The following is a 26,251-nucleotide window of genomic DNA, read 5'->3' as shown; positions in this document are numbered from 1 at the left end:
TTTGGCTCGCTCGGTTCGTTCATGATGGTCACTTTTTGGTTATTTGTTGATTATCAATTAATTTTGAGCAGTTGACTACCTACTAATGAATAAAATTCAGTTACTGTTCCATCACGTATTTAAATTCATTTGGAACGCAATCTTTATAATCTCCTATCCTGTGTTGGCTACCTTTGGCGTTTTGTTCGTCACAGTGACAATGTTCTTTTCATGGATTTCCACACTGCTAAGCAGACTAAGTAAGTCCAAGGTGAAGGAGGTGGTGAACAGTGGATGGGAGCAGATGAGCAATGAGTCCGACCTATTGGAAGGCAAACTGTACAAGCAGATTATTTTCGGCCCCAACTGTTATCATTTCAGGCGTAGAGACGGCATACCTTCGATAATCGAGGATTTTATTTTCGGCAAGAAGGTAAAGGTTTTGGACGAGGGGTTGATCGTAGAAAAATGGAACACTACTGATATCAAGGAAATTCCCGATTTTGACATCTGCTTATATAATCCTGACGATGATAAGCTGACTAAGCTCACCAATGTCAAATGCTTTGATTGGCATCTTTCGGAGAAGACTGATGACTTTTTGTATTTTAAGTGGTTTGATGGAATTCAGGGTGGGGAGGTGAAAGTTTCCATTGCAGGATGATTTTAGAAAACCTGCGGGAATTTCTAGAGGAGAAAGTGTTGGAATTTAACCAACCAGCTTTTATCCCTTCGGATCCCATCGTTGTACCCCACCAGTTTACCAAAAAGCAGGATATTGAAATTGCCGGCTTCTTTGCCGCCACATTAGCGTGGGGGCAGCGGAAAACCATCATTCAAAAAAGCTTCCAGCTATTGGAGTGGATGGACAATAGCCCTCATGACTTCATTCTTCACCATAGTGAGCAGGATTTGAGGCCGTTTTTAGCCTTTAAGCACCGAACCTTCAACGACGTAGACACTCTGTATTTCATTGCTTTTTTCAAGTTCCTATATGGGAAGCATGAGAGCTTGGAGGATGCGTTCACATTGGCTTGGTCCGGGGAAGTGGATGTCATGGAAAGGCTTCTGACTGGCTTCCACGAATATTTTTTTAGTTTGGAGGATGCCCCTGCAAGGACAAAAAAGCATGTGGCGACACCCGCAAGGAAGGCAGCGTGTAAGCGAATCAATATGTTTTTGCGCTGGATGGTCAGGGACGACGGGCGAGGGGTGGATTTTGGGATCTGGAGAAAGATCAAGCCCTACCAGCTAGTTTGCCCCTGTGATCTGCACGTAGACCGGGTCGCTAGAAAGCTGGGGCTGATCCAACGAAAGCAGACGGATTGGCTAACAGCCCAAGAACTTACGGCCAATCTTCGGCTATTGGATCCACAGGACCCTGTTAAGTACGATTTCGCACTTTTTGGATTAGGTGTGATTGAAAAATTCTAACGGAAACAGTGAATGTTCGTCACTGTTTCCAATTGGCAGGGTCTTGCCTCCATTGCCCCAAGGTTGCGAGGTCCTCTGCGGATACATAGGCGTTTTTGACGGCATTTGGTAGCATATGCTCATAATCGCTCAGTGAGATTAACTTGACACCGGCTTTTTCAAAATTCTCCCTGGCTATGTCAAACCCATAGGTAAAGATGCAGACCATGCCCATAACCACAAATCCGGCCGCCCGAAGGTCTTCGACTGCTTTTAACGAACTTCCGCCCGTAGACACCAAATCCTCAATAACGACCACCCGCTGTCCGGGGGTGACTTTTCCTTCGATCATATTTTCCATACCGTGCCCCTTCGGCTTGGAGCGAACGTAGAGAAACGGTAAGTTCAATGCGTCTGCTGTGAGGGCACCTTGTGGTATTCCGGCGGTAGCTACCCCGGCGATTGCCTCCGCCTCGGCGAAGTGTTCACTGACCACAGCCACAATGGCGTCTTTGATATAACTCCGAACTTTGGGATAAGAAAGAGCGAGGCGGTTATCGCAATAAATGGGGGATTTCCAGCCCGAGGCCCAAGTGAAGGGATCATTGGGTTTTAATCGGATGGCATTGATTTCCAGTAAGTATTGGGCGATTTTCTCCGAAGTATTCACTTGTTCTAATTCCATGGATCAAAATTATGGTATAAATTTTTAACCAAGGTTGTGAGGGGTAAAAAAAAAGTGCATTTTTGAAAAAACTTGCTTGGGCAATGAAGATTTTTATCAACGACAAGCCTTTGGAGCTTTGTTCCCCGTCAGAATTACAGACCAACCGTACCTTTGAAGTCATTTACGACAAACCAGAGGATTTGCCCCATTTTACCGGGTTGTTTGACGATGTGTTGATCATTAACCCCTCCCGTGAGATCATAGTGAAGCTGCTCTATCTTCTTCGTACCCGGAAGTTGAAAAAACTGGACAGTATTACGGTTGTCAGTGGGATCAAAGAGGAGTTGCAGGAATTCATCAAGAGCAGGTTTTACATAGTAAAGGCAGCGGGTGGAGTGGTTACGAAAGAGGATGATAAAATACTTTTTATCCATCGTCTTGGTAAATGGGATTTTCCCAAAGGTAAGTTTGAGAAAAAAGAAACCCCGGAAGCGTGTGCCATTCGGGAAGTGGAGGAGGAGTGTGGCCTTAAGGTCAGGTTAAAGGCACCTATAGGTAAAACGTGGCATACGTATACCCAAAACCGGAAGAATATCCTTAAAAAGACCTATTGGTACTCGATGGAATGCGTGAAGGATTCGGAAATGGCCCCTCAGGTAGAGGAGGGTATAGACGATATCCGATGGATGACGCATCAGGAAGCCAAAATTGCCCTAGTGAATTCCTATCCATCGATGCGATACCTGTATAAGCGTTTTTTGAAGTCCTGCCCCAAAGTGCTTCAGATGTCGTAGGGTAAAAATTCAGATACATCGCCTCCATAGCGGTGAACCTCCCGAATGATGGTGGAGGAAATTGCTGCGAATTGTGGGGATGTGATCAAGAAAACCGTTTCAAGCTCCTCGTTGAGGTACCGGTTCATCTGACTGATGGTGTTCTCGTACTCAAAGTCCGTAGTGTTTCTCAATCCCCGGAGCAGGTAATTTGCCCCCTCTCGTTTGGCAAGCGAAGAAGTGAGTTCGTTGTAGAGAACCACCCGGACATTGGGGTGATTTTGATACAGTTTTTCGATTTTGTCTACCATGAAATCCACCTCGAAATAGCGGGTCTTTTTGGTCGTATTATGTCCAATAGATATGATGATTTCATCGAACAGGTTTAGTCCGCGCAGCACAATGTCGTGATGCCCTTTGGTAAAAGGGTCAAAGGAACCTGGAAACAGTGCAGTCTTCATAATTGAACGTTAATGGCCCCAGTAGGCTTCAAGTAGACCGGATTTTTGAAACTCGATGGCGCCTGGCTCGTAGAGAAGGGTCTCCGGAGTGGCCATATGGTCAAGGCGATTGAAAAACGGCTGTAGCTGTTCTGTCGAACCAAATACATGGGCCAAATCCCCTATAATCCACGCCTGTATCGTCTGTTGGTCAAAGCCAAGTGTTTTAACCGTCGAGAAGAGGTATTTCATTAGGTCTTGTTCCGTATGTATGGGGAAATGATTGAATAAGACCAACTTTCCGGATTGAAAAGCACCAACATACAATGACCCTAGAGAGGGCATTAAAACAAGTTCTTGCTCGTTGGACGGGGTGAAGCTATCCAGGAGAAAAGAAAGATAGACAGTAGCCCCCGAGGAAACATCTAAATCAGGGAGTGCCGTGTCCAAGGCCGATAGCAACTCCTTCTCTGCGCATCCAACCACTTGGATGCTATTGCCATGAACACCATCGTAAAACACTTCCATCTCTGATGGAATGAAGGACGTGTGTAAGTTAAGGTATGCGTCGCAATGGGAAGGGTCAAAAAGGGATTGAGGCACCAAAATGAAGCAACCGTTGTGAAGGTAAAGTCGTCCGGAGGTATTGGGTGAGTTTATAAGCGGATCTTCGTCGATGATATTGTTTAAGTCCGATCGCTCCTGAAATGAATATAGATTGACCGCAGCAATTCTTTTGGATTCATTTTTGGCCAATACAATCAGATTCCTGGTAAACAAGAAAAGCGATAAACCGGATACCTCATCGAGATCCAGTTTATCGCCATGAAATTTACTCAGGATATATTTTCCGCTATTAGCCAAGGTTTATTCCCAGTTACCCGAGGTAGAGGCATCGACTCTAGAGCCCACGCGGAGTGCCTTTTCATTGTTGTTCTTCCTTCTTGCCGGGTTGATGGGAGCAGGATCCCTAATTTCAAATACGGCGATTTCACGCCCGCTTCTTTCGATTTTGTCGGTGAAGAACTCAAAGGTTTTTCCACCGGATCCAGGTACCACATTCAGGGTTTCCAAGTTGAAATCTGGATACTTTCGTTCGTTAAACAAGGAATCCATTACGTTAACAGAACCAAGTGTATCGAAGGTAACGGTAATCTCTTCCTTACCATAATCCAACAGCTTGGTGGTTTCTTTTCTCACCACTATGAAAATGTCACCATCACTGATGTAATCCCTTAACTCTTCCCAGCTTCCGGCATACTGACCTTTTGCCCCTCGGTAGGCGATCTGCGCATCACGGAGCATCTGGAGTTTTTCGATAATCCTGGCTTCTGTACGAGCAAGTCTTTTCTCTTCTTCCACTACTTCGTCCACTCCCAAATAAAGTTTGTACCCTAATCCAAGTGCACCCAATAGGAAGACGACGGATAAAATTCTGGTCAGATTCATTTTTGATTGATTTTAACGTCTGTTAATATGATTTAAAGATTTGATGGTTTTTAATAAGATGCTAGTTTATGCATTTATTTCCAAAATTAAAATATCCTTTCCATTTTCCTAGGTCATCCGCAGATTTTATTCCCCAGAACATGGCATGTTTTTCTTTGTTGCTGATTTTTTCTATGTCATCTACTCCAAGGAACTGAATTTCGCTGATCAGTTGGCTATTGCCATCCAGTTCGGGATCTTTTCCCAATTCCAGTTTGCCTCCTACCACCGACACCGCAAAGTATAGCTCGATGGCATGAAGGGGAGGCTCGAGAAACTCGTGGAGAAATAGGTATTCATCCACCTGTATGTGGAGCCCGGTTTCCTCTTTAAATTCCCTTATCAAGTTTTCGGGTGCGCTGCTGCCATACTTCATGCCTCCGCCCGGTACGTTCCAAAAAAATCTGCCTTCACCCATGCGGTGTTTGATCATGAGTATTTTGTTGTCCCTGACCAAGATTCCATTCACCCTGGTACGTAGCCGGTTTCCAAATTTCTCCTCAATTTCTTTTTTTATGTTAGGCATATTCCCCTTAGATTCGTGTCTGTTCCGTAAATATAACGCGTTGCAAAAGCCATCTGTCCACATTCGAAAATATTTTCCCCATCGGCCCACTGCCAGTCAAGAGCGTTTCTTCCACCTTATGGACAGATTTCTGGGGGAAGAGGTTGTACCTAAGTCTGCCTTCGTATTAAAGGGCTATGCCGGCACGGGGAAAACTTCGGTGGTTGCTGCGCTGGTAAAAGCACTGCCCCGCCTAAACATGCGGTCACTGATGATGGCCCCTACCGGTAGGGCGGCCAAGGTAATGAGCGGATATGCAGGCAAAACCGGATTTACCATACACAAGATAATTTATCGGCCCAGTGAAGACGGGGCTTCTTCCGGAGGAGGCTTTGAGCTTCAAAAGAACTACTATCAGCAGACCTTGTTTATCGTTGACGAAGCATCAATGTTGGCGGACGACAGCGGGACCTCCAACTTTCTGCTTCGGGATTTGGCGCTGTTTGTTTTTCAGCACGACTCCAATCGATTACTGCTCATAGGTGACGAGGCTCAGCTTCCGCCTGTCGGAAGCGAACATAGTCCGGCATTGGATAGACATTATCTAGTCCGACACTTTGGGCTTACGGTTGAGGAGGTGCAGTTTACAGAGGTGACCAGGCAGCAAATGGATTCTGGCATTCTCTATAATGCGACCAGGCTGAGAAATGAACTTGCAAAAAAGGAACCAACAATTAGGTTTTATTCTAGATCCTTCAAGGATTTTTTTCGTATGAACGGAGAACGCCTGGAAGATGGATTGAGGTATGCCTACGATACCTTTGGCCTGGACAGTACAGTGATAGTGACCCGTTCCAATAAGGCGGCGGTTCAGTACAATCAGTACATTAGACGAACGATCCATTTTTTTGAGGATGAGATCTCCGCAGGGGATAGGTTAATGATTGTTAAAAACAACTACACCTACATGGCCGATTCGGATCGGATAAGCTTTTTGGCAAACGGGGATTTTGTGGAGATTTTAAAAATCCGTTCCTTTGAGGAACTGTATGGCCTAAGGTTTGCTACGTTGGAACTGAGGCTAATTGATTATCCAGATGAGCCCTATTTCGAAGCAAAGATCATTCTGGATACATTGTATAGCACTTCGCCTTCATTAGGGCAGGAGGAATGGAGTAGACTTTATCGAGAGGTGTCTATGGACTACCAAGACGTGTCGGGCAAAAAGGAGCTTAGGGAGTCGTTGAAGAAAGATCCCTATCTCAATGCCCTGCAGGTAAAGTTTGCCTACGCATTGACTTGCCATAAATCCCAAGGTGGACAGTGGGATGCCGTTTTTGTGGATCAAGGTTATCTCACCGATCAGCAGTTGGATCGACAGTACATCCGTTGGCTTTATACGGCCATGACCCGAGCAAAAGAAGTGTTGTTTATGGTGAACTTTCACGGAAAGTTTTTCCTTAAAAGCGTAGAGGAGTTGGATTAACCACAATTTGAAAATATGAAGAAGATAGCTTATTTGTTGTTCGTCGGAATACTGATGGCAATGACTGTTCATGCACAGGAAAGGTCGGCCGAAACACCGGTGATTTCCTTTCAGGAATCCTCTGTTGATTTTGGCAATATTACCCAAGGGGATAAGGTACAGCATGTGTTCAAGTTTGAAAATACGGGTAAAACACCGTTGATTATCTCAAACGTAGCTGCCACCTGCGGGTGTACCGTTCCTGCTTGGCCAAAGGAACCTATTGCCCCGGGTCAGGGGGGAGAAATCAAGGTCTCCTTCAATTCAGCGGGTAAAATGGGAAAGCAGAATTCGGTGGTCAGGATTTATTCCAACGCCTCAGAACCTATCGAAAAGGTGTCGTTGATATCTAATGTGCTTCCTAAAGGAACAAGGTAGCATGTTCTCAGGTAATCCCATCGCTTTCCGTGGGCTTACCTGAGATTCATTTCATTCAAGATTATTTCCAGCAGCATTTCCGACCATCGGTCATATACTTTTTCGCTCGGATGTAGGTCGTCGCCTGCAAGGTATTGCTCCATATGGCCCAGCGAACGGTATTCTGTAGTTATGTCCAAATACCTGACGCCCAAAGCTTCGGTCAATGAATTCTTTTTCTCGTTAAAAAGGTCGATTTCCAATGCAATTTTCGTCTTATCACGCCCCAACGAAGTGGCATAGGGCGTCACTCCCCAGTCAGGGATCGAAATGACAATGACCCTTTCTTTTTCACTTCCGACCAATCTCAACGATTTCTCCAGTAGTTCGGTAAAATCCTTCCCATAATCATCAAGTGATTGCCCCCTGTATTGATTGTTTACTCCGATTAATAGCGTCACCAAATCAAACTGTTTATTGTCCAGGTCGGCTTCCCGGATTCCCTTTAGCAAGTCCTGTGTAGTCCATCCGGTCGTGGCAATGATTAGGGGGGGATTTATCTCAATCTCCCTTTTTTTCAATTTTGAGGTTAGGAGACTTGGGAAGTTCTGTGATGGCGCAACACCCTGACCAATGGTATAGGAATCGCCCAGTGCCAAATACGATATTGGTCCAGTCCGAAACGGGAGGCTTCTCTTTTGAGATGGATGAATGGGTGTATCTTCCATGATTGATAACCTGCCATCGCTGCATGAAATCCATAGGAATACCAGCAAGGAAAGCAGTACGACTGTTTTTAGGGGATGAATAATTTCTTTAAGGAAGAAGGAGGACATGGTGGGGTAACCAAAACCATCCATAGAAGTTTACAGGTGTTTTTCAATTAATTCAAATCCAGCCAAGAGTTTCGAGTAGTAAAAGCAAACAGAGATACCCATTAGCTAAATATCCGTTCGTTTAGTTTAAAATTGCCGGCATCTGCATCTAGGGTGATGCTAGCGCCCATCGGCAAGATAAACTGTTTTGGCACATGTCCGATCATGGCACCCCGGTAGGCGGGGATGCCTAGGGGTAGAATGTAGTCGTCGAAAATCTGGTCTAAGTTAAGATTGCCGTAGCCAGAGGAGGGGTCACAATCTGTACACTGACCAAATATGAATCCCCGGATCTGGTCCAGCGCGCCCATGAGTTTCAGTGTGCTCATCATACGGTCAATCCGGTAAGGTTCTTCGCCAATATCTTCCAGAAATAGGATTTTGTCTCGGAAGTCCGCAAGGTACGGGGATCCGGCAATGGCTGTAAGAACCGTCAGGTTACCTCCAAACAAAATTCCCTCCGCCGTTCCGCCGCGGATGGTTTGAATCCGGTTTTTTTTGATAACAAGATCATCTTCCTCCACCAATTCATTTTCCCATGTCAGGAGTTCACGTTCGAAAAAGATCTTTTCAAATTGACGCACGTTGAAGCTGTTCCAGCTTCCGGTACCGTTTGGCCCGTGGAAGGTGATCAGGCCGGTTTTTGCGTAGATGGCGTGGTGGAGTGCCGTGATGTCGCTGTATCCCAATAAGGGCTTGGGGTTTCTCCGGATCGCCTCGTAATCGATCAAAGGCAGTATCCTGGCGGCTCCGGAACCTCCTCGAAGGCATATCACGGCTTTTATCTCCGGATCCGAAAACATGGCGTTCAGATCTGCAGCCCGTTCTGCATCTGTGCCGGCCAGGTGTCCTCTTCGGTTAAAGAGGTTGGGCCCTGCCTTGACACGAAACCCGAGTGCTTCCAGTGCTTCGGTGGCAAAAGTGATCAGGATTTTTTCGGGTGTGGCGGCTGAGGGGCTGATCAATCCTACCAGGTCACCCTTTTTGAGTGGAGCGGGGAACAACTTTGCAGGGATTTCATAAGAGCTGGCGAACGATCTATGTCCTACAAACGGCAGGACGCTCCCGGCCATCAGCAGGCTTTTCATAAAATTTCTTTTGTTCATGGCGGTGGTTTTTGGTTCGGGATTGAAATTAAAAATTATCCCGGATATAAAGTAAGACTTTTTCGATTTCCCTTCGGACAGCCGTAGCACGGTAGGGGTAGTTGTTGTTCATCAGTGCAAAGGCATAGGTTTTGTTGCTCCGCGTTTTTATAAACCCTGCTAGACTATGGTTATTGCTTACGGTGCCAGTTTTGGCGATTACGTAAGGGGTGGGAGCATAATAGTTATTTTTGAGTGTGCCCGTTCGGCCGCCTACCGGAAAAATCTGGGCAATTTCTTCGTCCGGCAGTAATCGGTAGATTTTTTCCAGCACCGTTACAAGCGATCGGGGAGTTATCAGATTATGTCTGGAAAGGCCGGAACCATCTACCCACTGTGGCTTGTCAGGCAGGTCCATCAGGTAGGTTTTTTGAATGTACTCAATTGTCTTCTCGGTATTTAATTCCCGAAAAACTTCGTCTGATACCTGAAGCAACAATTGCTCGGCGATGAAATTGTCACTTTCAAGCATCATTTCCTTGTAAAGTGTACGTGTAGGTACACCTTTTAGTACAAAATGATTAGGGGGAAGAGGGTCTTTTGACGCATGAACTACCTTGCCCCATTCCAGGCTTGCCAAGTTGACAAAGGTCTTTTGGGAGGTAATAAATGGTACCTGCGCACGCATGCCATTGTAGGTTTTTGGATTGTAGAAAAAATCATTTGAACGCCATTCCCTAGTGACGTTGCGCACATTTTTGTCACTTTGGTAGACACTGAACAAAGAGGGGCTTAGGTGCGGACGGTTGTTCACGTTTATTGCCGTTACCAAATTGCCATAAAGCGGCAGTGGTGATTTTTCGGCGGAGTAGGCGAAATTATAGTCATCCCATTGCCAGCCGTATCCAAATGCTTCGTCTTTCCAGTTGTGGTCGGAGAAGAAGATTTCTTTGTAGCGGGCTAGAAACGGGTCAATTTTTGGTTTCGGTATGCCAGCGGCGGGGTAGTAGAGCGAAGGGTCTCCTGTTCCCCAGATGACGACATCATTCCCTTTGGGCAAATACCTAAGTAGCGTTGTGCTATCTCCCAGCACCAATAGTGAGGCAAAAAACGTAAGGATCTTGGTGGTGGAGGCGGGAATAAAATACAGGTGGCTGTTTTTTTCAAATTGTACTGTTTGGCTATCCAGGTCATACAGCAGGAAGCCTGTCAGGTGGTTGTTGAAGAATGAGTTTTGACCTATCAATCCATCCAGCTCCCTGTACCTCTCTCTTGGTGACTGAGCGAGCAACGAGGTGTAGATGAAAAAGGTTATGACAAAAATCGAAATCGTTTTGATGCCCATTCAGAATAATTCGGTTTAGCGATTGTTGATCACTGGTCTAGTTGGGATCCTCCCCAGGCGATCCAGCACCAGCCCAGGATGAAAGCAACTCCCCCCAAAGGCGTGATGGCTCCCAGCCAAGTGATTCCCGTAAGAGACAATACGTAAAGTGAGCCCGAGAAAATCAAGATTCCTACGAAAAAAAACAGTGCTGCCTGCCTCCACTGACGAATGGCAGGAAAACGGAGGGCAATGGAAGCACAGATCAGTGCGGCCAAGCTGTGGTAAAAATGATACTTAACAGCGGTTTCGAAGGTGTCCGATCTACCTTGCGCCTGCAATATCTCCGCGAGGCCGTGGGCGCCGAATGCGCCGATTCCTACCGCTAGGGCACCTAGCAGGGCTGCTGTTTGTACAATGTGTTTTATAGACATGGCTTACGTATATTTTCTCTCACCAAAAATAGCACTTCCTATTCGCACGAGGGTGCTACCCTCTTCTTGGGCTATCATGTAGTCACCGCTCATTCCCATGCTTAGCTCCTCCAAGCTTACGTTTGCAGGTAAATTTTCCGATTGAAAGGAGTCCCGAAGCGCGCGAAGCCCTGCAAATTCAGATCGGATGGTCTTTTCATCATCGGTAAACGTAGCCATTCCCATGAGTCCGGCAATTCGGATATTTGAGAGGTTTGGAAGCTCGGGCCCCAGCAGGATGGCCTTCAGTTCTGCGGGGTCTAATCCGAACTTGGTTTCTTCGGTAGCAATATGCACCTGAAGGAGGCAGGTAATGACCCGTTTGGTTTTTTTTGCTTCTTTATCGATCTGTGTCAATAGATTCAGCGAGTCCACCCCATGAATAAGGTGAATGAAAGAAGCGATGTATTTTACTTTGTTTCGCTGCAGGTGACCTATCATGTGCCATCGGATGTCGGTAGGCAATTGAGGTGCCTTTTCGGCCAATTCCTGCACTTTGTTCTCGCCAAAATCGCGAATCCCGGCATCGTAAGCTTCTTGAATAGCCGTTATTGGCTGGGTTTTGCTCACGGCAACCAATAGGCAGTCTTCTTTTTTGAAGGTTCTTTTGATTTGGTTAAGGTTTTCTTGAATGCTCATGTTTCGGGGGATTGCGAGATTTATTCTAGGTGTTTTCGCCTTTTGCAAAGATAGGTGTATATCTTTTTATGTGTAGAAAATTGACAGGATTAAAATCGGATAAATCAATAAGATACCTTGGGTGTTGTCGGTGCAGAGTTAAGATATAGCATAGATTTAATTGAATAATACTTTTAAAAGTTTACCGGATATTTTACGCAAAGGCTTTTCCGTTCATAAAATTTTTTTAATTGAAAGAGGTAAAAAAAACCGTTAACCTATTTTTTTTAATTCTAAAAACCTTAACTTTCGAAGTTTTTATTAGTCGCTATTCTTTGTAATTAAAACATAATACTGCATTGTTTGGCAATTCGAAATAAAATTTTATATTATATATTCAAAGGTCAGGCAGATGGAATTTCCGTTAGTGTAAAATGGTAGTGTTAGTTAATTTATATCGAAAACCGACAAATGTTTCAAATTAAACCAAAATGATCCGTTATGAAAAAACGATTACTAATGACCTGCCTGGCAATGCTGACGTCGCTGGGCATGGCACTTCAGGCCCAGACCATCTCTGGTAGGGTCACCGACCAGGCCGATAACAGCCCTTTGCCGGGTGTATCGGTCCTGATCAAAGGCACATCTACAGGTACAGCTACCGATGTGGATGGCAGGTATAGTTTGAATGTGCCGGGAGGAGAGACAGTACTGGTCTTTTCTTACCTTGGCTTTCAGACTGTTGAACAGACTGTGGGAAACCGCACCACCATAAATCTGGTGATGCAGGAGGATGCCTCTGAGCTTAGTGAGGTAGTGGTAACTGCGTTGGGTATTGAGCGTAATGTGAAAGCGTTGCAGTATTCCATTACCCAAGTCGGCGGTGAAGAGTTTACCCAGGCGAGGGAAAATAATCTGGCCAATCAGTTGGCGGGTCGTGTAGCCGGGGTGAACGTGACCAACGTGGCTTCTGGACCGGCTGGCTCTTCCCGTGTAATTATTCGTGGTAACACGTCGTTGCAGGGCAATAACCAGCCGCTATATGTGGTTGATGGTGTTCCCATGGACAATACTAACTTTGGACAAGCTGGCGTTTGGGGTGGCTCCGATGGGGGAGATGGTATGACCAGCGTGAACCCGGACGATATTGAGTCTATGTCGGTTCTTAAAGGTGCGAGTGCGGCTGCCTTATATGGATCCAGGGCAGCCAATGGAGTTATCTTGATCACCACCAAAAGGGGAACTTCTCGGAAAGGAATTGGAGTTGAATTTAACTCAAATGCTGTATTCGAGCGGATTAATGATCAGACGGATCTTCAGACCACCTTCGGATCCGGTAGATTTCAAGGTCCTCAGGCAACCGGTGCCTTTGTGCGTCCCACGACCGTACGTCAGGCCTATGACTGGGGTACACAAGCTTGGGGAGAGCGTTTGGGTTCAGGTACCGCCATGTATTTTGATGGGGTAGAAAGGCCCTATGTGCATGCTGGTGACAACTGGAGTCGTTTTTATGAGACCGGACAGGCATTTACCAACAGCATTTCCTTATCGGGTGGCAGCGACACACAGACCTTCCGGTTTAACTTAACTGACTTGCGCAGCACCTCAGTAATTCCTAATGCAGGCTTTGATCGGATTAATATGTCTATGTCTACGTCGGGCAAATTTGGCAAAAGACTTACCTTTGACGCCAAGGTCTTGTACTCAAACGAGAATACCAAAAACCGACCCCGCCTTTCCGACTCTCCGGGTAATGCCTTTCAATCGATCTTCGCCCTGCCGCCCAATGTGAATATAGAGTGGGGTAGGGGAAATCCGAACCGACTTGGTACCATTGCCCCCGGAACAGATCCGGCTTTGTTGGCGGTATGGGGGTTTGCCGAAAACGAGGAATACCTGATGACCAACAACCCATGGGGTCAGAACCCGTATTTCTCCACCTATCAGCTTTCGGTCAATGATATCAGGGATAGGATAATCACGTCCGGTTCCATGAAGTACAATATCACCGATCACTTGTATATAACCGGAAGGGCCGGTATGGACTGGTTTGTAAGACGGTTTTCGAGCCTTACTCCTCAAGGAACCGGCTACGATAGGGGCGGGAATATCTCTGAAGGAAATCGTACCGTGAGCGAAATCAACCTGGAGTCCATGTTGGGCTACAGTAGGGAGTTTGGAAAATTTGGGGTAAATGCGTTTCTAGGATCCAATTGGATGCGACGTAAGGACGAAACCATTTCCGCAAACGGTCAGCGTTTCAATGTGCCCTTCTTCCACGCGATCAATAATGCGGTGGTTCGAAACTACGGGTATGGCTTTTCCGAGTGGGGGATCAACTCAGTTTTTGGGTCTGCGGAATTCAGCTACAACAACTTCTTGTTTATCACAGCTACGGCTCGTCAGGACTGGTTTTCTACACTCAATCCGGCGTCCAACAGCGTACTTTACCCCTCTATCGGAGGATCCTTTGTGTTCTCGGATGCAATGACCGAGCTGCCCACTTGGTTGAGTTTTGGAAAGGTTAGGTCTTCTTGGGCGAGGGTAGGTAACTCCACAGTGGGGCCGTATCAGACGCTGAATGTGTATTCGCTGTTGGGAGCTCCTGCGGTGAATTTTGCCGGGCAAAACGTTCCCATGGCGTCTTTTGCTACCGCACAGGGCAATGCAGGCACCATTCCCAACCCATTCTTGGTTCCGCTGCTGTCCACAGAAACAGAGGTTGGATTTGATGTCCGGTTTTTGCGTAATCGGTTAGGCCTTGATTTTACGTACTACAGTCAGCTCAGCTCTGAGGATCAGCTGAATGCCCAGATTTCACGTACTTCCGGCTTTGGGTCGACCCTGGTGAATTTGGGTAGAATGAGGAACCGTGGCATCGAGGTATTGTTGACTGGTACGCCGATACAGAATTCAAAACTGACCTGGGATGTTTCGTTCAATATAGCCAGAAACCGTAACCGGGTGCTGTCATTGATAGAGGGTACAGAGTTGCTAAATGTGGAAGAGCCCAGAACAAGGACTGTATTTGTACAACATCGGGTAGATCAGCCTTTCGGGGTGCTTGCCGGATGGGTACAGAAGAGAACGCCCGATGGCCAGCCCATTTTTGAGCCAAACGGTGCACCCGTCCAATCTGATCAAATGGAAGTGATTGGTAATGGTATTGCTGATTTTACCGGAGGCATCAACAATAGTATCACATTTAAAGGGTTTAATCTCTCTGCACTTGTAGACTTCCGAATCGGCGGGGATATCTATTCTGGAACCAACCTGCGATTGACTCAGTGGGGATTGCATAAGCAAAGTTTGGCTGGTCGACCAGGCGAAGAGCCGCTGACCGTGACCGGGGTAGTTCAGGAAGGTGTCAATTCCAATGGACAGCCGGTGTACGTTCCTTTTACGAAGACCCTTACTCCGGGAGAGGCAGTCAATTACTGGGGACGTATGGGAGATCGCGTACAGGATCATTTCATCTACGACGGATCCTTCGCCAAGTTAAGGCAGATCACGTTCGGCTATAATTTCCCGAGAAGGATCGTAGAGAAAACCCCGTTTAACACGTTGGGTCTCTCATTTGTCGGAAGGAACCTTTCCATTCTTTGGAAAAACATTGAAAACGTGGATCCTGAATCGGCATATTCCTCTGGAAATGGCCAGGGCTTGGATTACTTTGGCATGCCCCAGACCCGTACGTATGGATTCAACCTGAGAGCTACGTTTTAAATCTAAAAACTAGAGCATTATGAAACTGATTAATAAAGCCATTTTGTTTGTCTTGGTTGCGCTGATCCCAATGGTAGGTTGCGACACAGAAAACCTGCATAACTTGAATATAAATCCGCAGGCAGTCACCCAGATCGATTTGAATTTCATCTTTACGGCGGCAGCTTTGGGGTCTGCATCTGGCGGATCAGCCGGAGATAACAGGTACATCGATTGGAGAACTAACATTGGTATGGGAGCGTATTTGATCCAGCAATTGGCCAATGCAGGAGGAGGAATAGCACCCGGCGATAAATACACCGAAAACTTTGAGTCCAGCAATGCACCCTTTGAGTTTTTCTACGGTGATGCGTTGAAGAATATTTCGGAGGTACTTCGTCAAACAGGTCCCGGTGGGTACGATGAAGGAAATAAGGTGAATATGAGAAATGCTGCCCGTATCTTATGGGTGTTGAATTTTCATCGCCTTACAGACTTCTATGGAAATATCCCCTATTTCGAAGCACTGAAAGGAATGGACGGTGTGTTTTTTCCCAAATACGACAAGCAATCGGATATCTATCCGGCCTTACTGAAGGAGCTGGAGGAGGCTACAGCTGCCATGAGCGCTACCAATCCGAATGAAGGGTTTTCCACCGCAGATATCATTTTCAACGGCGATATCGCAAAATGGAAAAAGTTTGGGTACTCCCTTATGCTTCGATTGGCGATGCGGGCTTCCAATGTAGCTCCCCAGCTTGCTGCTGAATACGTGACAAAGGCAGTAGCCGGAGGTGTAATGATGACCAATGCGGATAATGCATGGGTTCCAATGTCCGAAGGTCCCAGTGTTTGGATCAACCAAAACGGTATATCAAGAGCGTTTTATCCCGGTGATGGTGGACAACCCAGCTTCTTGAGCAAAACGCTCGTAGACTGGCTGAAGGCAGGTGCAACCACAGCAGACGAGGTGGATCCGAGGCTGATGATCCTAAGCGGAGGTATTGCACAATGGACAGCAAACGCATGGATCCCGACCAATACGGATCCTCTTGAACAAAAGGGCATGCCCAATGGATACGACGCAGCTGGTTTGGATGAACTGGAAGGACGCACGGTAGATCAAGTAGCTACCTATTCCCGAATTAATTTTTTGATGCTACAGCGAGATGATCCCTACATGTTAATGAATGCTGCTGAATCCCACTTTTTGATGGCGGAAGCCTTGGAAAGGGGTATCGGATCCGGTATTTCAGGAACTGCTAGAGGGCATTACGAAGCTGGTGTAAAGGCTGCCATGCAGATGTATACCCCCTTCGATGAGTCCTTGGTAGTTACAGATGCTCAGGTAGATGCGTATTTACAGCGGCATCCCTATGGTGTCGGAAAGCCGGCCTTGCAGATGATTGGGGAACAACTCTGGGTGAGCAAGTTCTTCAACTGGTGGGAGGCCTGGTCGGATTGGAGAAGGACAGGCTATCCGGTTTTGACCCCCACTAACCATCCGGCCGGTGTAACGAACGGCGTGATCATGCGGAAGTTGCGATACCCAGCTTATGAGGTGGCTGCCAATGCTAACTTCCAAACCGGTGCCACACTTCCCGATTTATTTACCACAAGGGTTTGGTGGGACGGAGGCAACTAAATTCCGCGCTTCATTGGATTCATTAACAAAGAGGCTGTCTTGATGGACAGCCTCTTTATTTTTTTGATCTCCCAGAAGACACAATCGACGAAAAATACGCTGATCGCTCTGAAAGGCCTGCTTTTTGGAGCAAGGCTTCGAGCAGTTTTAAGCCTATAAAATCAAGTAAAAGGGTATGCCTATCGGCGGTTTAAATAGGAGTTCCGAAATATACCGTCTCCATTGCGCCCCATGTAAGCACCCCAAGCGGGAAGCTTCTTTGTTTTGATCGGGAGATCGATGCGCTTGATACGCATTCCCAAAAACGACAGCAAGTCTGAATGGCTGAAGTATTGACAGTGCACCAAGTCTACAAATCCATCACCATCCATGTCACCGACCCATGGGGTTGTAAAGATGTTTTTCATGCCTTGGGTTTGGTCTAGGGTAAAGATTTCCCCGTTTTTAAAATCAATTCCTATGAGTCGATTAACGATCGGAAAGGAAGTTTGGTCTCCGATAAAGCGGTTGCAGTCAAACTCATTGATGCTTAAGATTACTTCATCACGACCGTCATAGTTGAGATCAGTGGCAATGGGAGAAGAGAAACCCGTACATCCTATTTCGGACATGAAGGTGATTTCGCCCGATTCCCCATCGATCATTACTTGGACAGAGCCGGTGTTTTCAGGCCAGACTCCCTTGCTCACGAACGTAAAGAAGTCTGGTATATCGTCGTCAGTAAAAAAGCCGACTGCAAAACTGTTGCTACACTCCGTATTCGGTATCGATTGTTTCCAGATAGTTCGTCGGGTTTTGCCGTCAATCGCAAAAACCGAGCTGCCATGAGAGATAGCAATGATGTCTAGGTATCCGTCCCGGTTGAGGTCAGCTAGGGATGGTGGCGCAATAAATCCATGTCCTTCTTCGGAGGCGATTCTTTCCGCCTTGCTGAGGTCGTTGGACATCAAATCGGTAAGTTTGGCAAGGTACAGGGATCCGTCCAGGGTTTCTCCGCCTGTTCCAAAAAGTACCATCCACTCTCCATTGTCGGGGCTTTGAAATGCCAGGGGGGTCATATAGGTTTCCTGTCCGTCGGGCACGGTGTCTGCGGCGAGCACCTCTCCTGTCTTGGAATCCAAAACAAGTATAACGGCAGGGAATCGGTTTTCTGTCATATAGGGTAGGGCTTCGTAATTTCCCCCGTTTGAGAGCAGGAGTTCAGGATAGCCGTTTCCATTTTGGTCCGGTACCTGCACCGAATGGTTGAAGTTGAATCGGGCATACTGAAGGATCGGATGATCGGCGTAGTTCAGCCCAAATTTCCATAGCAGTTTTCCCGATTTCCCGTCAATCGCTCTAAACTCGCAGGATCTTCCACCGATGAATATATCCGGAATCCCATCGCCGGTTATGTCGTGGAATGTCGCAGACCCATATATCTGATCGGATGCACCGTGTGCCCAGAGAAGCGAGCCATCCTTTCCATTTATGGCGATCACTCCGTGATCGGTTTCCTGAAACTCGTTTTTTCCCGCTCCCATCACAAAATCCAGTATGCCATCCTGATTTAGGTCTATTGAGCGGGGAGAGGATTGAGAACCTATCTGTTGGAAGCTGGTTTCCCAAATCAGTTCGCTTTGTTTTTTCTGTTTGCACTGGACACAAAGCACTAGGGCCATGGAAAAAATGAAAAGGTTTAGGGAATGGATCCCGCAAGAATTAGGGCGAGAATGGTGTCTTTTTTCCATGGCGGTTTACTGGATGAGGGCGGATAGGGCAGATGCACTCTTGGCTTGGGAAGATAATGCATTATTTGGGATTTCACAGCAGTTTTGGTTTGGAAAAGCGTGTCGATTTTGAAGCACTAGACCGGTTTTTTAGTTGGTAGAAAGGTATTAATCTCTTAGATTTACCTATCTTATCCAAATGGTATTTGGGGATTTCCCCAAATATCACTCGTCGGGGATTTCACAAAAAAAGGAATTGACCACTACAAGCCAGCGTCCAACCTTGCCTGCTTTTTCTGTGTTGTTAACGGAAGGGTAGCCAATTTTATCCTTAATTTGCCTTGAGCAATGCATAGGATCGATGATCCGACGATTTTAAAAAAGTTAAACTGAATTGCTTAAACAGCTATAAATCGGATATGCGCCAGCTAGAAAGAGGGACTGTATCGAAGTCGATAAATCGAATCACCTGTCTTATTTTGTTTTTGATGGGTGTCCTTTCGTTTGGTTCGCAAGCCCAGCAGCTTTTCGAAAGCCAACCGGCAAGAAGGAGTGGCATCCGTTTTCAAAATTCGCTTGCCGAAGACAGAAAGACAAACATCCTAACCTATGAGTACATGTACAATGGGGGAGGGGTGGCAGTGGGGGATATCAATAACGATGGTTTAGATGATATCTATTTTACCGGAAACATGGTTCCCAATAAATTGTATTTGAATCAAGGCAACTTTAAATTCAAAGACATAACAAAGGAAGCAGGAGTCGAAGGGAAATCTGCATGGACAACCGGCGTAACCATGGTAGATATCAATGCGGATGGTTTTCTGGACATTTACGTTTGCTATTCCGGAAAAGGGAATCCGGACGAACGAAGAAACCAGTTATTTGTCAATCAAGGTGACGGTACGTTTATAGATGAGGCGGCCGCTTACGGATTGGACGATGTGACCAACAGCATACAGGCGTTGTTTTTTGATTACGATCTGGATGGAGACTTGGACATGTATCTGCTCAATCACAATACCAATGTAATCAACGAGATCGAGTTTGATGCGAAACGGCGGGATCGAAACAAGTTTGCAGGCGATAAATTATTCCGGAATGACGGAGGAAGGTTCACAGACGTGAGCCAAGAAGCAGGTATCAAGGGCAGTTCCATGGGGTTTGGGCTTGGTGTGGCAGTAGCGGATATTACGGGAAATGGATACCCCGATATTTATATTTCCAATGACTATATTGAGCCTGATTACCTGTATACAAACAATGGGGATGGGACTTTCTCGGAAAGCCTCACGGAATACTTGCAGCACATCTCCTACTTTTCCATGGGTTCAGATATCAGTGACTTCAACAACGATGGATTGCCGGACATTTTTACGTTGGATATGCTGCCGGAAGAAAACAAGCGGCAAAAGCTGTTATATGGGCCTGAGAATTACGAACAATATGCGTTGATGGTGTTGAAGGGTTTTTACCATCAAAATATGCGCAACATGCTCCATCTCAATCTAGGAGGTGGTTTTTTTTCCGAAGTTGGCCAACTGGCAGGTGTGTCCAATACGGACTGGAGTTGGGCGGCTCTCTTTGCAGATTTTAACAACGACGGCTGGAAGGATTTATTTGTTACCAATGGATATTTCCGGGATTATACCAACCGGGATTTCCTAAAGTACAAAGGGGATTACTACTTTGCGCAGGCCAGGGCCAAGGAGCCCGCCGATACCCTGCATTTGGTTACTTCAATGAGTTCGACGCCCATTTCCAATTACATCTTCAGCAACAATCGTGATCTGACTTTTGCGGATCGGACCAAGGAATGGGGATTGGGTAGTCTGGGTTTTTCCAGCGGTGCGTCTTTCGCAGACTTGGACAACGATGGGGCGTTGGACTTGGTAGTCAATAATCTAAACGGGTCTGCGGGTATTTATCGCAACCGTAATCAGGAGCTGGGAAAGCGTACCAGCTACATTCAGCTGCATTTGGTAGGCGAAAATGGAAATTCCCTCGGAATTGGAGCCAAGGTTTATCTATACATAGACGGAGGCATGCAGTTTTATGAACAGCAGATAACCCGCGGATTTCAGTCTTCCGTAAGTCCAAGAATTCATTTCGGGCTGGAAAACAACAGCAGGGTGGATTCGATTCGGGTCATATGGCCAAGTGGAAAATCGCAGATCTTGACAGATTTGGCGGCAAATCAACAATACCGCATTTTCGAGCGCGAGGCTGTACCATTTAAGCCTGCGGTACGTGTCGCCGATAAGCCTATATTTACCGCTATTGTTCCGCCGTTGAATTTTGAGCATATTGAGCCCGGCTATAATGATTTCAAGCGGCAGCCCCTGCTTAATTATATGCTTTCTCCGGTAGGGCCGGTAATCTCGGTTGGTGATGTAAACCGAAACGGGTTCAATGATGTGTATGTAGGGGGTGTTCAGGGAACACCTGGAAAATTGTTTTTTCAGGTATCTACGGGTCAGTTTATTGAATCCCAAGGATTGGATACATCCAAAGATCAAGAGTTTACGGATTCTGATGCGGTTTTTTTTGATGCCAATGGAGATGGATGGCAGGATTTATACATCGTTTCCGGGGGGTACCACGACTATGAACCCAATGACGATAGGCTTCAGGATCGACTTTACATTAATCAAGGTGGAGGAAATTTTGTAAAAGCAGAAGCGGCGTTGCCCGATCTGCGGGTGAGCGGAAGCTGTGTGCGGCCGGTTGATTTTGATGGTGACGGTCATATTGATCTATTTGTGGGAGGCCGTGTTATTCCCGGTGAGTTTCCGGAGTCACCTAGATCCTATTTGTTGAAAAATGATGGGGCTGGGAAATTCACCGATGTGACTGAGGCTTTTAGTCCAGCGTTGGTGAACCTAGGTATGGTTACTGATGCCCAGTGGGTGGACTTGGATGGGGATGGGTATCAGGATTTGGTGGTTGTTGGCGAGTTTATGCCCATCCAGGTCTTTGTCAATCAAGGAGGTACCAAGTTGGAGTTGGCCACAGATCGCTTTTTTAAGGAGCCAATCACCGGTCTTTGGTCCAGTCTTCGGGTAGTGGATGTAGACGGGGACGGCGATATGGATTTGGTGGTGGGCAATTTTGGGTTAAATTCTCAATTGAGAGCTAGCAAAGAGGAGCCGATCACCTTGATCTTTGACGATTTTGATAAGAATGGTTCTCTTGACCCGATCCTGAGCACCTACATTCAGGGTCAATCCTACCCTTTTTTGAGCCGGGATGAGTTGTTGGATCAGATGTATGGCATGCGCAGCAAGTTTACGGACTATGAATCGTTTGCCGGCGCAAAGCTTACGGATATTTTCAGTAGAGAGCAACTGGCCAATGCCAAAAAACTGGATGTGACGGAACTAAGAACCATGTATTTTGAAAACCGAAATGGCGTGTTCGAGGGACATGCGCTTCCCAAGGAGGCACAATTTGCGCCTGTTTATGCCATCGAGTTTTTGGATTTTAACGGAGACGGCCACTTGGATCTAATTCTGGCAGGCAACCAAAACTCCATGCGGTTGAGGTACGGGGTTATTGACGCAAATTTCGGGCAGCTTTTCGAAGGGGATGGTGCCGGCAATTTCAAGTACGTAGATCAACAGCAATCCGGATTAGGTTTCTTCGGAGACGTAAAAGCCCTCCAGTTCATAAAGATGGGAAAGCTTAATGTGTTGTTGGTCGGCACAAACAACCAATCCGTAGCGGCTTATTTGTTGAACAAGCCCTAAAAAAAGAGTGAAAAACCACTATCTTGGGCACAAGAAAAATAGACCTAAAACATCCGATAATTTATGGACAGAAGAAAAATTATTTTGGAGGAATCCCAGATTCCTGAAAAATGGTACAACATCATTGCGGATATGCCCAATAAGCCGCTTCCTCCTCTTCATCCGGGAACATTGGAACCAATTGGGCCGGATTCATTGGCCCCTTTGTTTCCAGAGGCCTTGATCAAGCAGGAAGTAACGACGGATAAATGGGTGACTATTCCAGATGAGGTCAGGCATATGTACAGCCTTTGGCGACCTACTCCGCTTTATAGAGCGTATGGGTTGGAGAAGGCACTGGATACGCCTGCAAAGATCTATTATAAGTACGAAGGGGTGAGCCCTTCCGGTTCACACAAGCCGAATACGGCGATTCCGCAAGCCTATTACAACAAGCAGGAGGGTATCAAGCGGATCACTACCGAGACCGGTGCCGGTCAGTGGGGCAGTGCGTTAAGCTTTGCCTGTCAGCATTTTGGTATCAAATGCGAGGTGTACATGGTGAAGCTCTCCTTTCATGACAAGCCTTATCGAAAGATCATGATGAATACTTGGGGTGCGGATGTGTATCCGTCTCCTTCAGACCGTACCCAAGCAGGGAGGAATATTCTCGCGGCAAACCCGGATTCTCCGGGGTCATTGGGCATTGCGATCTCAGAAGCCGTCGAAATGGCCGCCACTCGGGACGATACCAAATACGCCCTGGGGTCTGTTTTGAACCACGTGAAGCTTCACCAGACCATTATTGGATTGGAAGCGATCAAGCAACTCGAAATAGCGGGGGACCTACCTGATATCGTGATCGCACCATTCGGTGGCGGCTCCAATTTTGCCGGTCTGGCCTTTCCATTTCTTCGACTGAACATGGATGAGGGAAAGAATATCCGCTGTATCGCAAGCGAGCCTGCCTCCTGTCCCAAACTTACACGGGGTGTATTTAGGTATGATTTTGGTGACACGGCAGGGATGACACCCCTTTTGCCGATGTATACGCTGGGCCATGATTTCATACCTGCACCTATCCATGCCGGTGGACTCCGGTATCACGGAGCGGGGGTAATTGTCAGTCAATTGCTCAAGGACAAATTGATTGAGGCGCAGGCCCACGACAATATTGAAATCTTTGAGGCAGGTGTACAATTTGCAAGGGCGGAGGGCATAATACCGGCTCCTGAAGCAAACCACGGGATAGCCACAGCTATAGCAGAGGCAAAAAAATGCCGGGAAGAGGGTGTCTCAAAGACGATTCTTTTCAATCTCTGCGGCCACGGAAACTTCGACATGAAGGCCTATGATGACTACTTTGCCGGAAAGATCAAGCAGCACGAGTTGACCCAAGCAGAGATAGACGCGTCGATTGCACGGCTGACAACACCATTGATTCCATCCTAAACGATGGCCCCTGAGCCGATTAGCCGGTTCGGGGGCTTTTTTTATATGAACAGGAGGGATTTTGTCGTGAAGGCCAGTATTTTCGGTGCAGCTACTTGGGTTGGATCCGGAATGAAGGCCCGTTCAAGTGCAGTATGGGATAATATCCCCTTGGTGGACACCCACTTGCACCTGTGGGATCGTCGTGAGATGGATTACCCTTGGCTTAGTGGGGTATTGGATAGGGATTTTTTGCCGGTAGATTTCGAAGTGGCGTCAGAGGCATTGCCGATATCTAAAATGGTTTTTGTCGAATGCGGCCGCCGTCCGGATCAGTATCTCCAAGAGGTGGATTGGGTTTTGGATAGGAGTAAGGAGGATCCTCGGATTCGTGGGATGGTTGCCTATTTTCCGTTGGAAAAGGGTCTTCAGTCCGAGCAAGAAATGGAATCGCTGGTGTCAAGGGGGATCGTACGAGGCATTAGACGGGGTATATCGGAAGAGCTTGTTGAAAATCCCCGTTTTTTGGAGGGCATATCGATGCTCAGGAGGCATGGGCTGGGTTTTGACCTAAACGTTTCTCCCTCTCTTATGGAGGCTTCGATCCGTTTGGTGCGTAGGTATCCGGATTTGACGTTTGTGTTAAATCATATTGGCAACCCAGATATTCGTGGGGGAGGGGATTTTGATCTTTGGAAGCGACAAATGCGGGTTCTTGGAAAATTCGAAAACGTAGTATGTAAGGTATCCGGAGTTATTACCAAGGCGAACCTTGATGCCTGGCGTTTTGCCGATTTGGTTCCGTATTTGGATCATGTCTTTATGGCATTTGGTATGGATCGTTTGGTGTTTGGAGGGGATTGGCCCGTAGTGCTTCGTGCGGGGTCCTACAGACAGTGGGCAGACGTTTTTTTACAGTATACTGCTTCGTTGAGCAAGAACGAGAGGGAATTGGTGTATCATGCCAATGCAGAGCGTATCTATCGCATTTGATTCCGATTCTTGTCGAGTTTTCGAAAAATGCGCTATATTCGGGTGTATTTACCATGTTGAACCATAAGAAATAATCCCCGAGGTATGAATAGCACGCCAGAAGCCACCCCGCATCAAGCAAGCACCAGAAGAAGATTTATAAAAAAGGCTGTGGTCTCAGCTACAGGGTTTTACATAGTTCCTCGGTTTGTTTTGGGTGGGCAGGGGTATACGGCTCCTAGTGATAAGGTCAATATAGGGATTGTAGGAGCCGGAGGAAAGGGAAGGCAGAACGCTGAGGATCTGATGAAGCTGGACGATGTGCAGTTGACGGCAATTGCCGATCCGGGAAATTTTTGGGATTTGGCCAATTTTTATTACCGCTCGATTGCCGGCAGAGGACCGGTAAAGCGGTTGATAGAAGAACACTACGAAAGCAAAACGGCTAATTACAAAGTTGCGGAGTACCTGGACTTCCGGCGAATGTTGGAACGCCAAACTGACCTGGATGCCATCTGTTGCTCAACACCTGACAATACCCATGCTTACATCACCTACATGGCTATGAAAGCGGGCAAACATGTATACTGCGAAAAACCCCTCACTCATAATATCTGGGAGGCGAGGATGATCAAAAAACTGACCCAAGAAACAGGTTTGGCCACTCAGATGGGAAATGTGGGGCATAGTACCGATGGTATTCGGGAGACAGTGGAGTATTTACGAGCTGGTGTGATAGGAGAGGTAAAGGACGTTCATGCATGGGTTCCGGCGACAAGGTGGATTCCTGAACTGAAGGCCATGCCTACTAAGAGCAGCCGAAAGCCGGACGGGTTTGACTGGGATCTGTGGTTAGGTCCCACCCCGCACAAAGCGTTCCATGATTGGTATTCTCCGGTTACCTGGAGGGATTTTTGGGATTTTGGCTGTGGTGCGTTGGGAGATTTTGGTTGTCATGACATGGATGCCGCCACTTGGGCTTTGGAGCTTGGTTATCCGGAAACCGTGGAGGTATTTCCTGCCGGGTTCAGTAACGAAGACATTGCTCCCTATGGTGAGATAGGTTATTACCGATTCGGGGCAAAGGGCAGTCGTCCCCCAGTGAACCTTACCTGGTACTCCGGAGGCGTAAGGCCCCCTTTGCATCCTGCCCTGCCGGCTAATTATCAGTGGACGGCTAGAGGTACCCTGTTCATTGGGGAAAAGGGTGTCATCGTGAATGAAGGAGGGAATAGAGCACCTAAGGTTTTCCCCGATTCCCTTGCCAAGTCGATGAAAATTCCTGCCCAGACCATTGCCCGATCAAAGGGACATTTTCGGGATTGGGTAGATGCAATTAAGGGTGGGCCAATGGCCAGTGCCAACTTTGAATATGGCGCGCACCTAACGGAGATAACACTGTTGGGTGTTCTGTCACTGCGAATGAAAGGTCAAAAAATCCATTGGGACTCCGACCAAATGAAAGCGAACGGGATCCCGGAAGCGGATAGGTTTATAAAAGAGCCAGTTCGTTCCGGTTGGGAAATGGTATAGAAAAAG

Annotated in this window: 22 protein-coding genes; 11 read left to right on the top strand and 11 right to left on the bottom strand. The window is 46.9% G+C overall.

What is annotated here, in order from left to right; translation table 11 throughout:
* Positions 1-85: 85 nt before the first annotated feature.
* Complete coding sequence (locus ADIS_RS15460) at positions 86-643, top strand: hypothetical protein (RefSeq protein WP_035806295.1); 558 nt, start codon at positions 86-88, stop codon at positions 641-643.
* Positions 640-1,413, top strand: a complete 774-nt coding sequence (locus ADIS_RS15455) for a TIGR02757 family protein (protein ID WP_010855555.1) — start codon at positions 640-642, stop codon at positions 1,411-1,413. Before ADIS_RS15460 ends, ADIS_RS15455 begins: the two co-directional genes overlap by 4 nt.
* Positions 1,414-1,432: 19 nt before the next feature.
* Here ADIS_RS15455 and pyrE read toward each other — a convergent pair whose 3' ends face one another.
* On the bottom strand, positions 1,433-2,077 hold the full coding sequence (gene pyrE / locus ADIS_RS15450; protein ID WP_010855554.1) for an orotate phosphoribosyltransferase: 645 nt from the start codon (positions 2,075-2,077) through the stop codon (positions 1,433-1,435).
* A gap of 83 nt (positions 2,078-2,160) precedes the next feature.
* On the opposite strand from pyrE, the gene ADIS_RS15445 reads away from it, so the two are divergent.
* On the top strand, positions 2,161-2,853 hold the full coding sequence (locus ADIS_RS15445; protein ID WP_035806292.1) for an NUDIX hydrolase: 693 nt from the start codon (positions 2,161-2,163) through the stop codon (positions 2,851-2,853).
* Here ADIS_RS15445 and coaD read toward each other — a convergent pair.
* The 4 genes from coaD to ADIS_RS15425 all read right to left on the bottom strand — a co-directional run bounded on the left by coaD (position 2,841) and on the right by ADIS_RS15425 (position 5,286).
* Positions 2,841-3,296 carry a pantetheine-phosphate adenylyltransferase gene (gene coaD / locus ADIS_RS15440; RefSeq protein WP_035806290.1) on the bottom strand — a complete coding sequence of 152 codons (456 nt, stop codon included), beginning with the start codon at positions 3,294-3,296 and terminating at the stop codon, positions 2,841-2,843. The genes ADIS_RS15445 and coaD overlap by 13 nt on opposite strands.
* Before the next feature lie 6 nt (positions 3,297-3,302).
* Entirely contained in the window at positions 3,303-4,136 is an 834-nt protein-coding gene (locus ADIS_RS15435) for a DUF3822 family protein (protein WP_010855551.1), read from the bottom strand.
* Between the two features lie 3 nt (positions 4,137-4,139).
* Complete coding sequence (locus ADIS_RS15430) at positions 4,140-4,721, bottom strand: hypothetical protein (RefSeq protein WP_010855550.1); 582 nt, start codon at positions 4,719-4,721, stop codon at positions 4,140-4,142.
* A 61-nt stretch (positions 4,722-4,782) separates the two neighbouring features.
* Positions 4,783-5,286, bottom strand: coding sequence for an NUDIX domain-containing protein (locus ADIS_RS15425; protein ID WP_010855549.1), 504 nt, complete (start codon positions 5,284-5,286; stop codon positions 4,783-4,785).
* Positions 5,287-5,404: 118 nt separating this feature from the next.
* On the opposite strand from ADIS_RS15425, the gene ADIS_RS15420 reads away from it, so the two are divergent.
* Positions 5,405-6,751 carry an ATP-dependent DNA helicase gene (locus tag ADIS_RS15420; protein ID WP_010855548.1) on the top strand — a complete coding sequence of 449 codons (1,347 nt, stop codon included), beginning with the start codon at positions 5,405-5,407 and terminating at the stop codon, positions 6,749-6,751.
* Positions 6,752-6,766: 15 nt separating this feature from the next.
* On the top strand, positions 6,767-7,168 hold the full coding sequence (locus ADIS_RS15415) for a DUF1573 domain-containing protein (RefSeq protein WP_010855547.1): 402 nt from the start codon (positions 6,767-6,769) through the stop codon (positions 7,166-7,168).
* Positions 7,169-7,203: 35 nt separating this feature from the next.
* On the opposite strand, the gene ADIS_RS15410 is transcribed toward ADIS_RS15415, so the two are convergent.
* The 5 genes from ADIS_RS15410 to ADIS_RS15390 form a co-directional block, all read right to left on the bottom strand.
* Complete coding sequence (locus ADIS_RS15410) at positions 7,204-8,007, bottom strand: SGNH/GDSL hydrolase family protein (RefSeq protein WP_010855546.1); 804 nt, start codon at positions 8,005-8,007, stop codon at positions 7,204-7,206.
* Positions 8,008-8,084: 77 nt separating this feature from the next.
* A complete protein-coding gene (locus ADIS_RS15405) occupies positions 8,085-9,128 on the bottom strand; it encodes a S66 peptidase family protein (protein ID WP_010855545.1) in 1,044 nt (347 codons plus the stop codon).
* A 28-nt stretch (positions 9,129-9,156) separates the two neighbouring features.
* A complete protein-coding gene (locus ADIS_RS15400; protein ID WP_010855544.1) occupies positions 9,157-10,452 on the bottom strand; it encodes a D-alanyl-D-alanine carboxypeptidase/D-alanyl-D-alanine-endopeptidase in 1,296 nt (431 codons plus the stop codon).
* Positions 10,453-10,481: 29 nt separating this feature from the next.
* A complete protein-coding gene (locus tag ADIS_RS15395) occupies positions 10,482-10,865 on the bottom strand; it encodes a DUF423 domain-containing protein (RefSeq protein ID WP_010855543.1) in 384 nt (127 codons plus the stop codon).
* 3 nt (positions 10,866-10,868) lie between these two features.
* Entirely contained in the window at positions 10,869-11,543 is a 675-nt protein-coding gene (locus tag ADIS_RS15390) for a YggS family pyridoxal phosphate-dependent enzyme (RefSeq protein WP_010855542.1), read from the bottom strand.
* Between the two features lie 480 nt (positions 11,544-12,023).
* Between ADIS_RS15390 and ADIS_RS15385 the strand changes: the two genes are divergently transcribed.
* Together ADIS_RS15385 and ADIS_RS15380 are read left to right on the top strand one after the other, a co-directional pair.
* Positions 12,024-15,248, top strand: a complete 3,225-nt coding sequence (locus ADIS_RS15385; protein WP_035806284.1) for a SusC/RagA family TonB-linked outer membrane protein — start codon at positions 12,024-12,026, stop codon at positions 15,246-15,248.
* A 19-nt stretch (positions 15,249-15,267) separates the two neighbouring features.
* Complete coding sequence (locus ADIS_RS15380; protein ID WP_010855540.1) at positions 15,268-16,872, top strand: SusD/RagB family nutrient-binding outer membrane lipoprotein; 1,605 nt, start codon at positions 15,268-15,270, stop codon at positions 16,870-16,872.
* A gap of 179 nt (positions 16,873-17,051) precedes the next feature.
* Here the strand turns inward: ADIS_RS15380 and ADIS_RS15375 are convergent, their stop codons facing one another.
* Positions 17,052-18,533 carry a hypothetical protein gene (locus tag ADIS_RS15375; RefSeq protein ID WP_010855538.1) on the bottom strand — a complete coding sequence of 494 codons (1,482 nt, stop codon included), beginning with the start codon at positions 18,531-18,533 and terminating at the stop codon, positions 17,052-17,054.
* Between the two features lie 467 nt (positions 18,534-19,000).
* Between ADIS_RS15375 and ADIS_RS15370 the strand changes: the two genes are divergently transcribed.
* The 4 genes from ADIS_RS15370 to ADIS_RS15355 all read left to right on the top strand — a co-directional run bounded on the left by ADIS_RS15370 (position 19,001) and on the right by ADIS_RS15355 (position 26,245).
* Positions 19,001-22,330, top strand: coding sequence for a VCBS repeat-containing protein (locus ADIS_RS15370; protein WP_051113331.1), 3,330 nt, complete (start codon positions 19,001-19,003; stop codon positions 22,328-22,330).
* A gap of 63 nt (positions 22,331-22,393) precedes the next feature.
* Complete coding sequence (locus ADIS_RS15365; RefSeq protein ID WP_010855534.1) at positions 22,394-23,761, top strand: TrpB-like pyridoxal phosphate-dependent enzyme; 1,368 nt, start codon at positions 22,394-22,396, stop codon at positions 23,759-23,761.
* 3 nt (positions 23,762-23,764) lie between these two features.
* Positions 23,765-24,733, top strand: a complete 969-nt coding sequence (locus ADIS_RS15360; protein ID WP_010855533.1) for an amidohydrolase family protein — start codon at positions 23,765-23,767, stop codon at positions 24,731-24,733.
* An 84-nt stretch (positions 24,734-24,817) separates the two neighbouring features.
* Positions 24,818-26,245, top strand: coding sequence for a Gfo/Idh/MocA family protein (locus tag ADIS_RS15355; RefSeq protein ID WP_010855532.1), 1,428 nt, complete (start codon positions 24,818-24,820; stop codon positions 26,243-26,245).
* Positions 26,246-26,251: the final 6 nt, after the last annotated feature.

Source organism: Lunatimonas lonarensis (assembly GCF_000390185.1).
In the GTDB taxonomy this organism is placed as follows: Bacteria; Bacteroidota; Bacteroidia; order Cytophagales; family Cyclobacteriaceae; genus Lunatimonas; species Lunatimonas lonarensis.
Note: the sequence above shows the minus strand (reverse complement) of the source record. Positions and strands in the feature narration are given on the sequence as shown.